Annotated in this window: 15 protein-coding genes; 10 read left to right on the top strand and 5 right to left on the bottom strand. The window is 65.8% G+C overall.

Going from position 1 to position 14486, the window contains the following annotated elements:
• Positions 1-94: 94 nt before the first annotated feature.
• From bchY to Q7V46_RS19265, 5 genes are read right to left on the bottom strand one after another with little or no spacing between them, the layout of a single operon-like run.
• Positions 95-1648 carry a chlorophyllide a reductase subunit Y gene (bchY, locus tag Q7V46_RS19285; protein WP_304915188.1) on the bottom strand — a complete coding sequence of 518 codons (1554 nt, stop codon included), beginning with the start codon at positions 1646-1648 and terminating at the stop codon, positions 95-97.
• A 4-nt stretch (positions 1649-1652) separates the two neighbouring features.
• A complete protein-coding gene (locus tag Q7V46_RS19280) occupies positions 1653-2660 on the bottom strand; it encodes a chlorophyllide a reductase iron protein subunit X (protein ID WP_304915187.1) in 1008 nt (335 codons plus the stop codon).
• Positions 2660-3622 carry a chlorophyll synthesis pathway protein BchC gene (gene bchC, locus Q7V46_RS19275; RefSeq protein WP_304915186.1) on the bottom strand — a complete coding sequence of 321 codons (963 nt, stop codon included), beginning with the start codon at positions 3620-3622 and terminating at the stop codon, positions 2660-2662. The genes Q7V46_RS19280 and bchC overlap by 1 nt, the downstream gene beginning before the upstream one ends.
• Before the next feature lie 32 nt (positions 3623-3654).
• Entirely contained in the window at positions 3655-4863 is a 1209-nt protein-coding gene (locus tag Q7V46_RS19270; RefSeq protein WP_304915185.1) for a methyltransferase, read from the bottom strand.
• 14 nt (positions 4864-4877) lie between these two features.
• Positions 4878-5801: a polyprenyl synthetase family protein gene (locus Q7V46_RS19265; RefSeq protein WP_304915184.1), complete on the bottom strand. Its 924-nt coding sequence runs from the start codon at positions 5799-5801 to the stop codon at positions 4878-4880.
• Between the two features lie 374 nt (positions 5802-6175).
• On the opposite strand from Q7V46_RS19265, the gene ccmA reads away from it, so the two are divergent.
• The 10 genes from ccmA (at position 6176) to Q7V46_RS19215 (ending at position 14439) form a co-directional block, all read left to right on the top strand.
• Positions 6176-6799 (top strand): cytochrome c biogenesis heme-transporting ATPase CcmA, encoded by a 624-nt coding sequence (ccmA, locus tag Q7V46_RS19260; RefSeq protein WP_304915183.1) that lies wholly within the window; start codon positions 6176-6178, stop codon positions 6797-6799.
• 26 nt (positions 6800-6825) lie between these two features.
• Positions 6826-7515 (top strand): heme exporter protein CcmB, encoded by a 690-nt coding sequence (ccmB, locus tag Q7V46_RS19255; RefSeq protein ID WP_370690401.1) that lies wholly within the window; start codon positions 6826-6828, stop codon positions 7513-7515.
• A 14-nt stretch (positions 7516-7529) separates the two neighbouring features.
• On the top strand, positions 7530-8270 hold the full coding sequence (ccmC, locus tag Q7V46_RS19250; protein WP_304915182.1) for a heme ABC transporter permease CcmC: 741 nt from the start codon (positions 7530-7532) through the stop codon (positions 8268-8270).
• Positions 8267-8461 (top strand): heme exporter protein CcmD, encoded by a 195-nt coding sequence (gene ccmD, locus Q7V46_RS19245; RefSeq protein ID WP_304915181.1) that lies wholly within the window; start codon positions 8267-8269, stop codon positions 8459-8461. Before ccmC ends, ccmD begins: the two co-directional genes overlap by 4 nt.
• The gene (ccmE, locus tag Q7V46_RS19240; protein WP_304915180.1) at positions 8458-8922 is read left to right on the top strand and encodes a cytochrome c maturation protein CcmE; all 465 of its coding nucleotides are present in this window, start codon (positions 8458-8460) and stop codon (positions 8920-8922) included. Before ccmD ends, ccmE begins: the two co-directional genes overlap by 4 nt.
• Complete coding sequence (locus Q7V46_RS19235) at positions 8919-10928, top strand: heme lyase CcmF/NrfE family subunit (RefSeq protein WP_304915179.1); 2010 nt, start codon at positions 8919-8921, stop codon at positions 10926-10928. The genes ccmE and Q7V46_RS19235 overlap by 4 nt, the downstream gene beginning before the upstream one ends.
• Entirely contained in the window at positions 10925-11443 is a 519-nt protein-coding gene (locus tag Q7V46_RS19230; RefSeq protein ID WP_304915178.1) for a DsbE family thiol:disulfide interchange protein, read from the top strand. The genes Q7V46_RS19235 and Q7V46_RS19230 overlap by 4 nt, the downstream gene beginning before the upstream one ends.
• A gap of 140 nt (positions 11444-11583) precedes the next feature.
• Positions 11584-12057 carry a cytochrome c-type biogenesis protein CcmH gene (locus Q7V46_RS19225; RefSeq protein ID WP_370690391.1) on the top strand — a complete coding sequence of 158 codons (474 nt, stop codon included), beginning with the start codon at positions 11584-11586 and terminating at the stop codon, positions 12055-12057.
• Complete coding sequence (ccmI, locus tag Q7V46_RS19220; RefSeq protein ID WP_304915177.1) at positions 12054-13283, top strand: c-type cytochrome biogenesis protein CcmI; 1230 nt, start codon at positions 12054-12056, stop codon at positions 13281-13283. The genes Q7V46_RS19225 and ccmI overlap by 4 nt, the downstream gene beginning before the upstream one ends.
• 160 nt (positions 13284-13443) lie before the next feature.
• Entirely contained in the window at positions 13444-14439 is a 996-nt protein-coding gene (locus Q7V46_RS19215) for an NADPH:quinone reductase (protein WP_304915176.1), read from the top strand.
• Positions 14440-14486: the final 47 nt, after the last annotated feature.

Here is a 14486-nt window from a genome sequence, read left to right as displayed (position 1 = left end):
CGGGCTGAGCCTGTCGAAGCCTTCACCCAGGTGTTGGTGAGCCCTTCGACAGGCTCAGTCCGAACGGGGATTTGTGGTGTGCCGTGCATTTGAATCACCCCATCTCTTCCGCTTTGCGCTTCTTCGCCTGCTTGTCCAGCTGGCGCCGCTGTTCCTTTCGGAAGTTCGGGAATTCCTGCGGAACGCCTTCCCAGACCCCGGCCTTGTCGCCGTGGCCCACGCTGCCGAAGAAGTCCTTCATCTGGTCAAAACGGTGCTGGTTACCCATGGCTGCGTTGATCACCTGGATCAGCGAGCCGGCACCGGCCACGCCCATCAGGGGCCGGGCGGAAATCAGGTTGGTGTAGTACAGCGACGGGATGCTGGCTTCCTTGGCTGCCTGCACCACTGGCGTGGTGCCGATGGCCAGTTGCGGCTGGTATTCACGCATCGCGTCAAGGTCGTTTTCCAGCGAGGCGCGGAACTGCACCTGCACACCTTTGGACTTGAGCCAGGCGGCGTCATGCGCATTCCACGGTGTGGCCGGGCAGGCCGAGCCTACGTAGCGCAGGTCGGCGCCGCATTCCACCAGCAGGCGGCCCACCAGCAGCTCGGAGCCTTCGTAGCCACTGAGGGTGATGCGACCGTTGATCTTCTGTTGCGACAGCACGCCGCGAATCGCCGCCAGTGTGGCGTTGCGCGCTGCGTCGATCTGCGCTTGGGCCACACCCGTGGCCTGGCCGATGGCGCCGAGCCAGTCGTGCGTGCCGTCCACGCCCACCGGGGCCGAGCCGACGATCGGGCGGCCAGCGGCTTCGAACTCACGAATGCTGGCGGTGTAGAACGGGTGGATGGCGGCCACGGCCACGCTGTCGAGCGCGGTGTACAGCTCGCGCCATTCTCGGGTGGGGGCCACGGTGCCCACAGCCAGGCCCATGGGCGCGATCATCTGGGCGATCAGCATCGGATCGGCCGGGAACATCTCGCCCAGCAGCGTGATGGTGGGCTTGTCGCTGCGCGCCTGGCGAGGCGCGGGCACCGGGCCGGCCATGATCTCGCTGCGGGCGTACTTCAGCATGGCGCCGGTGAGCACGTCCTTGGCTTCGGCATGGGTGGGCACGCCAAAGCCGGGCACGTCGATGCCGATGATGCGCACGCCGTTGATGGCCTTGGGCAGGATCTGCAGCGGCACACCGCTGGCGGTGGGCACGCACAGGTTGATGATGACGATGGCGTCGAGCTTCTCGGGATCGGCCTGGGCGTGCACCGCTTCGCTGATGTCTTCGAACAGCTTGCCGGTCACCAGCGATTCGCTGTTGAAGGGCACATAACCCACGCTGCGGCGTGCGCCGTAGAAGTGGCTGGTGAAGGTGAGGCCGTACACGCAGCAGGCCGAGCCGCTCAAGATGGTGGCGGTGCGGCGCATGCGCAGGCCCACCCGCAGCGAGCCGAAGGCCGGGCACATGCTCTGCGGCTGGTCGTGCGGACCGGCGTTGTCGCGTTTCGGATAGTCGGCGGCGTACTGCGCCAGCACTTCGCTTTTGCCAGCTTGCTTGGCGGCGGCCAGCAGCGTTTCGCCGCCGCCGTGGCAACCCATGCCATCACCCTCGATGGCGGTGGTGGCCCCGCTCGACTGAATGGGGATGATGGGAATGGTGCCGCTGCTCATGGTGTCAGACCTCGTCGTAGACGACTTCCAGGGTGGGCCTGGTGTTTTCGGTCTTGCCGCACATGTCGAACTGCGTGGCGGGTTCCAGCACCACGTCGCGACCGACGGATGCGGCTGAAAAAAGACCCAGCAGGCCGTCTTGCGTCATGGGCTTGGGACGCACTGGGCTGGAGGAACCCACGTTTTCGGCCAGCTGGGCAAACATGGGGCCCCAGACGGAATCTGGTCGGCCAATGATTTCGTAGCTCGCGCTCTTGCGCCGGATGTCGTCGTCGGCCGGGATGACCGAGAGCACCGGGATGCCCACCGCTTCGGCGAAGGCCATGGCCTCGCCGGTGCCGTCGTCGCGGTTGATGACCATGCCGGCCACACCCACATTGCCGCCGAGCTTGCGGAAGTACTCCACCGCGCTGCACACGTTGTTGGCCACGTAGAGCGATTGCAGGTCGTTGCTGGCCACCACGATGACCTTCTGGCACATGTCGCGCGCAATCGGCAGGCCAAAGCCGCCGCACACCACGTCGCCCAGGAAGTCGAGCAGCACGTAGTCGAAGCCCCACTCGTGAAAGCCCAGCTTCTCCAGCAGCTCGAAGCCGTGGATGATGCCGCGCCCGCCGCAGCCGCGACCCACTTCGGGGCCACCCAGCTCCATGGCGTAGACACCGTCGCGCTTGAAGCACACGTCGCCGATGGCCACCGCTTCACCGGCCAGTTTTTTCTTCGATGAGGTTTCGATGATGGTGGGGCAGGCCCGGCCACCGAACAGCAGGCTGGTGGTGTCGCTCTTGGGATCGCATCCGATCAGCAGCACCTTCTTGCCCTGCTGGGCCATCATGTAGCTCAGGTTGGCCAGGGTGAAGCTCTTGCCGATGCCACCCTTGCCGTAGATGGCGATGATCTGGGTTTCCTTTTTCACCTCGCCGGTGTGCACCGGAGAGGGTTCAATGGCCGCTTCGGCGCGCAATTGCGCCATGAACTGGGCCGGTTGCACGTTGACAGGTAGTGCGCTCATCAGTTTCTCCAGTCCAGGACCATCTTCAAACATTGGGGGTCGCCGAACGCCGCTTCGTACGCCTGTGTGGCGTGCGCGGGGGATTCGGTGTGTGTGATCAGGCCGTCCAGGTTCAGGCGGCCGGTGTTCATGAGCTCGGTCACGGCCAGCAGGTCGGCGTGCTTCCATTCGGCGGCGATGCGGATCTGTGCTTCGCGCATGAAGGCCGGCGTGTAGGCGAAAGAAATGTCTTTCTTGTAGAAACCGGCCAGCACCACTTCGCCGCCCTTGGCCAGGCGGGGAATCACGCGGTGCAGGATGTCGGCATCGCCGCTCACGTCGTAGATGGCCCGGTAGTCCTTGCGCTCGTCGGCGTCGGGGTGAATCACGCTGTAGCCCATCCCACCTGTGCGACGCTGTTCCTGCGTTTCCCACACCACCGGTGCAGGTGCGCCTGCAGCGACCGTGAGGCGGGCCAGCAGGCGACCCATCACACCGTGGCCAATGATCAGTTCGGGTGGGGTGGCTGGCTCGCGGGTGCCGCCACAAGACACGGTGTGGTAGGCCGTGGCGGCCAGCGCCAGCAGCACCGCATCAGGTCCTTGCTGTTCGTCGAGCTTGACCACACGGCCATGGGGCACCACCAGTTGCGAGCCGGCACCACCGAAGAGGTTGTGCACGCCCTCGAAGCTGTATGAGCCCGGCACGAACACACGGTCGCCCAGCGCCAGCGCATGCTTGCCAAGGCCACACTGGCCCTGGGTGCGCACCACGCGGCCCACGGTTTCGTAGCCAGGCACCAGGGGGTAACCCATGCCGGGGAAGGGTGGCATGCTGCCGTCCCACAACATGCGTTCGGTACCGGTGCTGATGCCGCTGTATTCCACGTCCACCTCGACATCGCCTTCGGCCATGTCCCGCAGGTCCAGGGACCGCACCGCCAGTTGGCAGGGGCTGTTGAAAACGATGGCTGAAGCTTTCATGATGTGTATTAAGAACGTGACAGATTAAAGTGTCAATCTAAATGGACGCATCGGGTCGAATCTGAGGGAAAACACTTAGTTTTCCGGCCCACCAGGAGCTGCGCATGCAGCGGCATGGGGTTGGGCGCGAGCTCGATGTGGTTGAAGCCGGCACGGGTCATCAGGGCGCCCAAGGCTTGCGGCGTGCGCAGCCGCCCCGAGCCCATGGCCATCAGGTAAAAATGGAAGTACGGGTCGGTGCTGGATGCCTGGCCGTCGCCTTGCGCCATGGGTTCGGCCAGCAGCAGGGTCCCACCCATCGGCAGCGCCGTCTGGATCGCGCGCAGCAAGGCGAGCACGGTGGCGTCGTCGTGATCGTGCGCCACGCGCACCAGCGTGACCAGATCGGCGCCTGTGGGCAGTGGATCTTCGGTGAAGCTGCCGCCAAACGCAGTGATGCGTGCAGCCAGTCCCTGGCGTCGTATTTGTTCGCGCGCCAGGTCCGCCACGGGTGGCAGGTCAAACAACTGCAACTGCAAGCCGGGCTGATGCCGTGCCAGGGCCGTGACCCAGCCGCCCATGCCACCGCCCACATCCAGCACACAGCGGTGTTCAGAGAACGGATAGGCGGCGAGCAGTTCATCGATCACGAACCGTTGCGATGTGGCCATGAGCGCCGAGTAGCGCGCGAACTGCGCTTCAGGTGCCTTGGGTTGGGGCGCACCGGCCTGGTGGTCTGTGTAAGGCCAGTAAGCGTGCATGCGGGCCTGGTCCGGGTCGCGCAGCAGAGCCAGCGGGTCGCGCAGGTCCTCGTACAGGGTGGCGTTGTGTTCCACCATGTCTCGAATGCCTGGGTGCGCCACCACCGGCGCACCCAGACTGCCCAGGCCGTAGCGGTCGCCACCACGCAATGCCAGCAGCCGCATGGAAACCGCCGAGTCCAGCAGGCGCTGCAAACCGGCCGCTGGCAGTTGGGTGAGGGACGAGAGTTCAACCAGCGTTCGCGGCTGCGCCAGCACCAGTTCCAGCAGACGCAAACGCACACAGGCCAGCAGCACCTGCGAATGCACAAAGCCCGCCATTACCTCGAACAACTGCTTCGAGCGGCGCCGCACCATCCAGCGCGTCAGCGGGTTGGTCAATACCCACTGGTACAGCGCCGGGCTGGTCATCCAGCGGTCGATGCGTGTCGCAAGGCGATCACGCCACGAGGCGCTGCTTTCCAGAGGCAGCAAGGGTTTGCTGGAGTGCAGGGTGGTCATGAGCGTTTTTTGGTTCAGGCCACCACGCGGTGAGCCGGGGTGCGCGCGGGCGCCCAGAGGTGGCGTTCGCCGGTGATGCGGTCGCAGGTGGTTCGCGGAATGAGTCGCTCTGACTCGTGCAGCACGATCTGTCGCATGGCAGCACGGCTCGCGCAGGGGGGCACCGAATCCACGGCCGCGTCCATCAAGCGGCGGAAATGCCGCACGGCACCCACCAGGCCCAGGTCGGCGGCGGCGCTGGGGCGGCCATGGCTGGCGTCCTGACCGGCGGGCTTGCCCAGTTCTTCGGCCTGCAGCATCACGTCGCGAATGTCGTCGGCCACCTGGTAGGCCTCGCCCAGGCATTCACCAAGGGAGCGCCAGCCTGCCGGGTCGGCGCCCGCTGCCTGTGCGCCGGCGCAGGTGGATGCCACGAAGAGCGCGCCGGTTTTGGCGCGCTGGTACTGGCCCAGGTCGGCGTGTGTCTCGCATTCCCAGGCCTGTCCTGCCACGATGCCGTCGGGTGCGCCGGTGCCGGTGCATACGGTGTCGATCAGGCCTGCCAACCTTTCCGGGTGGTGTACGCCGGCCCGTGCCAGTGCGTGATAGGCCATCACGATCAAGGCATCGCCGGTCAGCAGCGCCAGTGGTTCGCCGTACGCCTTGTGCACGGTGGGCTGGCCACGCCGGATGTCGGCATCATCGAAGCAGGGCATGTCGTCGTGGACGAGCGACGCACAATGCAGCAACTCGATCGCCACGGCCACCGCATCGGTGAGGGCGGGGGCGTCTTCTCCGCATGCATGGGCGACGGCAAGACACAGTTGGGGGCGGATGCGTGCGCCACCGGGGAACACGGCGTGGCGCATGGCGGCCAGCAGGCGGGGCGGGGCGCTGGGACGGTGGGCTTGAGCCAGTTGATGGTCAAGTGCGCTCTGGATGCGTGACATCAGGTCCATGGAAGCCCCTCAGTGAACCCGTTGACGTCATCAAAATGTGACATCAACATGTGTCAATTTAACATGACACATGAATTTGTCAAAAGGTATTTGCTTGTGCGCTGCAGCACGAGGAAGCGGCCCTGCCTTGACACGCCCGCTCCCGTATGACCGTCAGCAGGAGGACTCTTGTGTGGTGTGTGGACAACCGCCGGGTTCGGGTTTCCCGGTTTGTGTCAATCAAAGTCTGGTGATATAAGTGTCACAGTAAGTTGACATATGCAGTTGACAGCCGCCCCGTATGTTCCCTCGACACAGCCCTTGAATACGCAGACGCCGCACTTCATGAATGCCCTCCACAGCGCTCCCAGTTTGTTTGACGGAGCCCAGAAGACATGACCGCCGCCCTCACGCTCCACGGCGTGAGCTGCGTGCGCGGCGAGCGCACCCTGTTCAGCGGACTCGACCTTCAGCTGCCTGGTGGCCATTTGCTGCGCGTGGCGGGTGCCAATGGCGCGGGCAAAACCAGTCTGCTGCGCATGGTGTGTGGCCTGCTGGCGCCCAGCAGCGGCGAAGTACGCTGGCGCGGCCAGCCGCTGGCGGAGCAGCGCGAGCGCTGGGGCCGTGAACTGGTGTACCTGGGCCATTCCGCTGCGCTGAAAGACGATCTCTCGCCCACCGACAACCTGCTTGTCGCCTGCAGCCTGGGTGGTCAACACGCACCACGCGCCGCCGTGCTTCATGCGCTGGGCGATGCGGGACTGCGGGGTTTTGAACGCACCCCGGTGCGCCGCCTCTCCCAGGGTCAGCGCCGGCGCTGTGGCCTGGCGCGGCTGGTGCTCGTACGGGCCGCACCGCTGTGGGTGCTCGACGAACCCTTCAACTCGCTCGACACCGCCGCCACCACCTGGCTCGAAAGCCTGATCCGCTCGCAGCTGATGCGCGGTGGTTCGGTGGTGCTCACCAGCCACCAGGGCGTGGCGCTGGACGACGCACCTCAACAGGTGCTGCAGCTGTGAACACCACCGTGGCCACACACGCACCGCTGCAGGGCAAGTCCCCCGGCTGGTTCGACGGTTTTCGCTGCATCTTCCAGCGCGACCTGCGCATCGCCTTGCGCCGCCGCACCGATTCGCTGGCCGCACTGGTGTTTTTCGTGATGGTGGTCAGCCTGTTCCCGCTGGCCGTGGGCCCGGAACCCGCACTGCTGCGCACCATGGCGCCCGGCGTGGTGTGGGTCGCAGCGCTGCTGGCCTGCACGCTGCCGCTGGCCCGCTTGTTTTCCGATGACCATGCCGACGGCACGCTGGAGCAACTGCTGCTCTCTTCGCATCCATTGCCTGTGCTGGTGTTGGGCAAAATCGCCGCGCATTGGTGCGGTTCGGTGCTGCTGCTGGTGCTGGTCTCGCCGCTGCTGGCCTTGCAGTTCGACCTGTCTGCTTCTGCCACCGGCGTGCTGTTCCTCACCCTGCTGGTGGGCTCACCGGTGCTCAGTCTGGTGGGTGCCATTGGCGCCGCGCTCACGCTGGGCCTGCGTGGCGGCGGTGTGCTGATGTCATTGCTCACGCTGCCGCTGGTGATTCCGGTGCTCATTTTTGGCGCGGGTGCCGTGCAGGCTCATGACGCCGGGCTGGACGTGGTTGGACATTTTTCGTTGCTGGGCGCCTTGCTGTTGCTCAGCCTCTTCGCCGCGCCGCTGCTCACCAGCGCCGCCTTGCGCATATCCCTTGAGTGACCCATGGAGTGACCATGCCGCAAATCAACTGGTTTCATTACGCGGCCCCGCAGCGCTTCTACCCACTGGCCGGCCGCCTCATTCCGTGGTTTGGTGCGCTGGCCGTTGTGCTCACCGTGTACGGCCTGTACCTGGGGCTGTGGTTGGCGCCCACCGACGCGCAACAGGGCGAGGCCTACCGCATCATCTTCGTGCACGTGCCCACAGCCTGGATGTCGATGGTGGTGTACCTGGCCATGGCGCTGTGGGCTGCGGCCGGGCTGGTGTTCAACTCGCGCCTGTCCAGCATGATGGCCTGCGCACTGGCACCCACCGGTGCGCTCATGACCTTTCTGGCGCTGTGGACCGGCGCGCTCTGGGGCAAACCCACCTGGGGCACCTGGTGGGTGTGGGACGCGCGGCTGACGTCCGAGCTGGTGTTGCTGTTCCTCTACATCGGCTTCATGGCCTTGCACGCCGCCATTGACGACCCGCGCCGCGCCGACCGCGCCGCCGGCCTGCTGGCCATCGTGGGCGTGGTCAACCTGCCCATCATCTATTTCTCTGTGCAGTGGTGGAACACGCTGCACCAGGGCGCGTCGGTCAGCCTCACCAAGGCGCCCAGCATGGCCACACCCATGCTCATGGGCATGCTGGTGATGGCGCTGGCGTGCTGGATGTATTGCATTGCCATCGCACTGGCCCGGGTGCGGGTGATCATGCTGGAACGCGAGCGCCACACGCCCTGGGCGCGGCAGGCACTGGAGGCTTCATGAACTGGATCGACCTGCAAGACTTTTTGTCCATGGGCGGCTATGGCCTGTACGTGTGGGGCTCACTGGGCATGACCGCTGCCGTGGTGGTGGCCGAAGTGGGGATGGTGCGCATGCGCCGGCGCCTGCTGGTGCAGGAAGCGGGCGATGAACGCGCCATGACATCGCACGACGCCGGGGAGCACGCCGCATGAAAGCACGCAACCGCCGCGCCGTTGCCCTGCTGGTGGGGCTGCTCACCGTGGGCGCCGCCAGTGCCCTGGTGCTCAATGCGTTCCGCAGCAACCTGGTGTTCTTTTTCAGCCCCACGCAGGTCATGGCCAACGAAGCCCCGCGCGAGCGCAGCTTCCGGGTGGGTGGCCTGGTGGAAGAGGGCAGCGTGCAGCGCGACCCGCAAAGCCTCACCGTGCACTTTCGCGTGACCGACACCGCCCAGGCCATCCCGGTGAGCTACACCGGCCTGCTGCCCGATCTGTTCCAGGAAGGCAAGGGCGTGGTCGCGCAGGGCAAGCTTGGCGCGGACGGTCTGTTCCGTGCCGACCAGGTGCTTGCCAAACACGACGAAAACTACATGGCGCCCGAAGCGGCCGAAGCGCTGGAGCGCGCCCGGGCGAGCCAAGCAATGGCACCCACATCCCAGGTGGCCCGGCCATGATCCCTGAACTCGGGCATTTTGCGACCGTGCTTGCACTGGTGATGGCGCTGGTGCAGAGCGTGCTGCCGCTGGCGGGCGCGCAGACCGGCCGCACCCACTGGATGGCGCTGGCCAGGCCGGCCGCCACCGCACAGTTTGCGCTGCTGCTGTTCGCCTATGTGTGCCTCACCCACGCTTTCATCACCAGCGATTTTTCGGTGCTTCTGGCGGCCGAGCATTCACACACCGCGCTGCCCCTGCTGTACCGCTTCAGTGCGGTGTGGGGCAACCACGAAGGTTCCATCCTGCTGTGGTCGCTCATCCTGTCTGGGTGGACTTTTGCCGTGGCGCATCTCTCGAGCCAGCTGGACCGGCCCATGCTGGCCCGCGTGCTGGGTGTGATGGGCCTGGTCAGTGTCGGCTTCCTGCTGTTCACGCTGCTCACGTCCAACCCGTTCGAACGTGTGTTCCCGGTGCCGCTGGACGGCAAAGACCTCAACCCCCTGTTGCAAGATCCGGGGATGGCGATTCACCCGCCCATGCTCTACATGGGCTATGTGGGCTTCGTGGTGGCGTTTGCCTTTGCGGTGGCAGCCTTGCTGGCCGGTCGGCTGGATGCCGCCTGGGCACACTGGTCGCGCCCGTGGACCACGCTGGCCTGGTGCTTTCTCACCGCCGGCATTGCGCTGGGAAGTTTCTGGGCCTACTACGAACTCGGCTGGGGCGGCTGGTGGTTCTGGGATCCGGTGGAAAACGCCTCGTTCATGCCCTGGCTGGTGGGCACAGCGCTGATGCATTCGCTGGCAGTCACTGAAAAGCGCGGCGGATTCAAGCTCTGGACCGCGCTGCTGGCGATCCTTGCGTTCTCGCTATCGCTGTTGGGCACGTTCATCGTGCGCTCCGGTGTGCTGAGCTCGGTGCACGCCTTCGCCACCGACCCGGCGCGGGGGGTGTTCATCCTGGTGTTCTTTGCCATCGTGGTGGGCGGCTCGCTCACGCTGTTTGCGTGGCGCGCTCCCAAGGTTGGGGCCGGTGGACAGTTCGAGCTGCTCTCGCGCGAGAGTCTGCTCCTGGCCAACAACGTGCTGCTGGTGGTGGCCGCTGCCGCGGTGCTGCTGGGCACGCTGTACCCGCTGCTGATCGACGCGCTGGGCATGGGCAAGCTCTCGGTAGGACCACCGTATTTCAACGCCGTCTTCGTTCCTTTGATTGCACCGGCCCTGTTCCTCATGGGCGTGGGGCCGCTGGCGCGCTGGCGCAAGGCAGAGGCAGGCGATCTGGCCCGGCAGTTGCGCTGGGCGGTGGGCGTGAGCGTGGCCAGCGCCCTCATCGCTCCCCTGTTGCTGCGGGCCTGGACGCCACTGACGGGTCTGGGCTTGCTGCTGGCTGTGTGGGTGGGCGCCACGGCGGTGCTCAACCTGGTGCAGCGCTTGCGGGCACACCCGGCCCCGTGGTGGGTGGCCCTGCGCGCGCAGCCGGGCAGCTACGCTGGCATGCTGCTGGCGCACTTTGGCGTGGCGGTGTTCATTGCCGGCGTCACCGTGGTGAGCAGCTTCGAAAGCGAGAACGATGTGCGCATGGAAGTGGGGCAGAGTGCCGAAGTGGGCGGCCACAGCTTCCGCCTGGACGACATGGACCTGGTGCAGGGACCGAACTACACCTCGGCCCGCGCCACCATCAGCGTCACCCGCAACGGCAAGCCGGTCGCCACACTTCACCCCGAGCGGCGCATCTACACCGTGAGCCGTATGCCCATGACCGAGGTTGCCATCGACCGCAGCGTCATGCGTGATCTGTACGTGGCCCTGGGCGAACCGGTCAGCGAAATCGCCTGGAGCGTGCGCCTGCACCACAAGCCGCTGGTCAACTGGATCTGGGGCGGCTGTCTGCTCATGTCGCTGGGCGGCTTGCTGGCCGTGGCCGACCGGCGCTATCGTGTTCGGCGCTCTCGCAAGGAGGCGGCCGCCGCCGCACCGGCAAGTGGTGCGGTGCTGCCCGCGCTGGCCACGGGAAAGCTACGCTCATGAAGCGCTACCTGTTGCCCCTGGGCGTGTTCGTGGTGATGCTGGGGTTCCTGTTCACCGGCTTGCGGCTGGACCCACGCGATGTGCCGTCGCCGCTGGTGAACCAGCCGGTGCCCGCCTTCAACCTGCCCACCCTGGCCGCACCTGATCGGCGCATCGCACCCGAGCAGCTGCAGGGCCAGGTGTGGATGCTCAATGTGTGGGCCTCGTGGTGTGTGGCCTGCCAGCTGGAACATCCGGTGCTGGTGGATCTGGCCCGCACGGGCGCTGTCACCGTCATCGGCCTGAACTACAAGGACCGGCGCGACCTGGCCTTGAACTGGTTGCGCCAGCACGGCGACCCTTATCAGGCGACGCTCTCGGACACGGATGGCCGGGTTGGCCTCGATTTCGGCGTCTATGGCGTGCCTGAAACCTATGTGATCGACCGACAGGGCGTGATTCGCCACAAGCACACCGGGCCGGTCACGCCCGAGGTGGTGCGCGACACCTTGTTGCCGATGATTGCCAGACTATGAGTACCCCCCGCAGCCAAACCCGCAACGCCTTGCGCTACCCCCCAGGGGGCGGCACTGGTCGTCCGGCAGAGCTGGCCCGACGGCGCCCTGGACGGGGCTCCCCCTCGTATCCATGCGTTTACTTTGCTGGCATCCGTCAAATGCTGCTCGGCTTGCTTTTGGCCTTGTTTCCCTTCGTGGTATCGGCGCAGATGGCCACCGGGGATCGTGCCACACCCACCGCGGCCGATCCCGCGCTTGAAAAACGCGTCTTGGCCATTGCCCACGAACTGCGCTGCCTGGTCTGCCAGAACGAAACCATCGCCGCATCCAACGCCGAACTGGCGGTGGACTTGCGCCAGCAGATCCGCGAGCAGCTCAGCGAAGGTCGCAGCCAAAGCCAGATTCTCGATTTCATGAAGCAACGATATGGCGACTTTGTGCTCTACCGGCCACCGCTCAAGGCCAGCACGGTGACGCTGTGGCTGGGGCCGTTTGCCCTGCTGCTGCTGGCGTTTTATCTGCTTTTGCAAAACATCCGCCGGCGCGATCCGCAGGCAGCGCCTGCACCACTCAATGCTGCGGATCTGCAGCGTGCCCAGCGGCTGCTGGACGAAGCAGGAGGCCGTTCATGACGTTGTTCGTTGTACTTGCAGTGTCACTGGTGCTGATCACCCTCTGGCCTCTGGCGAGGGTGCTGCTGCGCCAGCCTGCACCGGGTACCACAGCCGGCCACGGTAGCGTCGGCAACCTGACCCTGCTGCATGCGCAGCGCGCGCAAAACGACGCCGACCGGGCCGCCGGCCGCATCGGTACCGCCGAACATGCGCAGGCGCAGACCGAACTTGCCCGGCGCGTGCTGGAAGAATCCGCCGCCATCGAACCCGTGGGCCAGTCCACCCACCGCACAGCCACGCTGACCCTGCTGTTGCTCATCGTGCCCGCGTTCAGCGTGGGCCTGTACGCCCGCCTGGGTGAGCCGGGCGCCATCCGCATGGCCGCAGACAACCGGCAAGCCACCACCGGTGCCACGCTTGCCGATGTGGATGCCATGGTGCGGCAGATGGCCCAGCAGCTGGAGAACCGCCCGGCGGATCAACCCGCCGACGCCGCGGCCTGGGAAATGCTGGCGCGCTCACAAGCAGGCCTGCAACGCTACGCCGACGCCGACCGCGCCTACCAGCGCGCCATCGAACTGGCCCCAGACAACCCGCGCCTGCTGGCCGACCGCGCAGATCTGCTCACCATGCTGCAGGGACAAAACGCCGAAGGCGAACCCATGCAACTGATCACCCGGGCACTGGCCATCGACCCCAACCACCCCAAAGCCCTGGCGCTGGCCGGCAGCGCGGCCTACGGCCGCGAAGACTTTGCCGCCGCTCAGACCTACTGGCAACGCGCCCGTCAGCGCGCTACACCCGGCAGCGACTTCGCAAACGGCCTGGACCGCAGTCTGGAAGCGGCCCGCAGCGGGATGCAGGCCAGTGGGGCAGAGACTGGCACCATTGCACCCGCATTTGCAGGCATTCAGGGCAGGGTAGAGGTGGCACCCGCCTTGCGTGATCAACTGCGCGAAGGCGACACCCTTTACATCACCGCACGCACGCCGCAGGGTCCTCGACTGCCACTTGCGGTGCTGCGCATGACCGCCAGCGCCAAGCCCACCGAATTCACCCTCACCGATCAACAGGCCATGTCGGACCAGCACAAACTGTCTGGCGAGCCCGAGGTGGTGGTGGAAGCCCGCATCAGCCGCAGCGGCAACGCCTTGCCGCAAGGTGGCGACCTGTCCGGTCGTACGCAGGTGGTTGCGCACAACACGCAGGGACTGCGTGTGCTCATCGATCAGGTGCTTCCATAAGCCCCTGGGCAATGTAGGCTTGGCGCCGAAGGTCTTTTTATGTGAGGTCAGCACCGTGGTGCAATACCCTGGAGATGTGCTGAGTCATTTCGCGTGTTCACGCGCTCCGCAAACCGCTTGAGACCACAGACCAACACCAGACAGGACATTCGCCAGCCCTATGAAAGCCGCCTACTACGAAAGCCTCGGTCCCGCCCGCGAAGTCCTGCAAATCGGTGAACTCCCAGATCCCCAACCCACCACTGGCGAGGTTCGCGTGCGGGTTCAGTGGTCGGGCGTCAATCCGTCGGACGTGAAGTCGCGCATGGGCCTGCGCAGCAAGCTCATGCCGTTCCCGCGCATCATCCCGCACAGCGACGGCATGGGCGTGATCGATGCGGTGGGTGAGGGCGTGAGCGCCAGCCGGGTGGGCGAGCGCGTGTGGCTGTGGAACGCGGCCTGGGGCCGCCCCCACGGCACCGCCTGCGAGCTGGTGTGCCTGCCCCAGCAGCAGGCTGTGCCGCTTCCCGACAACGTGAGTGGCGAGGTGGGCGCCTGCCTGGGCATCCCGGCGCTCACCGCGCTGCATGCCGTGTCCATGGATGGTGGCGTGTCTGGCAAGACCGTGCTGGTGGCCGGAGGTGCGGGAGCCGTGGGGCATTACGCGGTGCAGATGGCGAGCCTGATGGGAGCCGCGCGCGTCATCACCACGGTGAGCACCACGCAAAAAGCCGAACTGGCCCGAGCCGCCGGCGCTGATGACGTGGTGAACTACAAGACGGAACCCCTGGTGGAACGCGTGGCCGAGATCACCCAGGGACAGGGCGTGGACCGCATCATCGAACTCGACTTTGCCACCAACGCCGCCGCCAATCTGGAGATGCTCAAGCCCAACAGCGAGTGCGTGGTCTACGGCAGCGGCCCCAACCCCATCCAGTTGCCGTTCTTCCCGCTCATCGGCAAGAACCTGCAACTCAAGTTCTTCATCGTCTACCACCTCACCCCCAGCGACCGTGCTCGCACAGAAGCCACGCTCACGCGCTTCTTGCGTCGGGATGTGCTGCAACACAACATCGCCGAGCGGTTGCCTTTGTCAGACATTGCGGAGGCACATGAAAAAGTGGAAAGCGGTCAAACCGTGGGAAACGTCGTGCTGCGCATCGACACCGCTCAGTGAAGCGTTGACGAAACACCACTCACGGGAATTCAAGCCCACCACGTGCG

Origin of the sequence: Hydrogenophaga sp. (genome assembly GCF_030651625.1) — a bacterium.
GTDB lineage: Bacteria > Pseudomonadota > Gammaproteobacteria > Burkholderiales > Burkholderiaceae_C > Hydrogenophaga.
Note: the sequence above shows the minus strand (reverse complement) of the source record. Positions and strands in the feature narration are given on the sequence as shown.

Excerpts from the sequence above, each read along its gene's own strand:
- Q7V46_RS19280 (WP_304915187.1), bottom strand. The coding sequence starts at position 2,660 with ATGAGCGCACTACCTGTCAACGTGCAACCGGCCCAGTTCATGGCGCAA.
- Q7V46_RS19265 (WP_304915184.1), bottom strand. The coding sequence starts at position 5,801 with ATGGACCTGATGTCACGCATCCAGAGCGCACTTGACCATCAACTGGCT.
- bchC (WP_304915186.1), bottom strand. The coding sequence starts at position 3,622 with ATGAAAGCTTCAGCCATCGTTTTCAACAGCCCCTGCCAACTGGCGGTG.
- ccmE (WP_304915180.1), top strand. The coding sequence starts at position 8,458 with ATGAAAGCACGCAACCGCCGCGCCGTTGCCCTGCTGGTGGGGCTGCTC.
- ccmC (WP_304915182.1), top strand. The coding sequence starts at position 7,530 with ATGCCGCAAATCAACTGGTTTCATTACGCGGCCCCGCAGCGCTTCTAC.
- ccmI (WP_304915177.1), top strand. The coding sequence starts at position 12,054 with ATGACGTTGTTCGTTGTACTTGCAGTGTCACTGGTGCTGATCACCCTC.
- Q7V46_RS19215 (WP_304915176.1), top strand. The coding sequence starts at position 13,444 with ATGAAAGCCGCCTACTACGAAAGCCTCGGTCCCGCCCGCGAAGTCCTG.
- Q7V46_RS19230 (WP_304915178.1), top strand. The coding sequence starts at position 10,925 with ATGAAGCGCTACCTGTTGCCCCTGGGCGTGTTCGTGGTGATGCTGGGG.
- Q7V46_RS19225 (WP_370690391.1), top strand. The coding sequence starts at position 11,584 with ATGCTGCTCGGCTTGCTTTTGGCCTTGTTTCCCTTCGTGGTATCGGCG.
- ccmD (WP_304915181.1), top strand. The coding sequence starts at position 8,267 with ATGAACTGGATCGACCTGCAAGACTTTTTGTCCATGGGCGGCTATGGC.
- Q7V46_RS19235 (WP_304915179.1), top strand. The coding sequence starts at position 8,919 with ATGATCCCTGAACTCGGGCATTTTGCGACCGTGCTTGCACTGGTGATG.
- Q7V46_RS19270 (WP_304915185.1), bottom strand. The coding sequence starts at position 4,863 with ATGACCACCCTGCACTCCAGCAAACCCTTGCTGCCTCTGGAAAGCAGC.
- bchY (WP_304915188.1), bottom strand. The coding sequence starts at position 1,648 with ATGAGCAGCGGCACCATTCCCATCATCCCCATTCAGTCGAGCGGGGCC.
- ccmA (WP_304915183.1), top strand. The coding sequence starts at position 6,176 with ATGACCGCCGCCCTCACGCTCCACGGCGTGAGCTGCGTGCGCGGCGAG.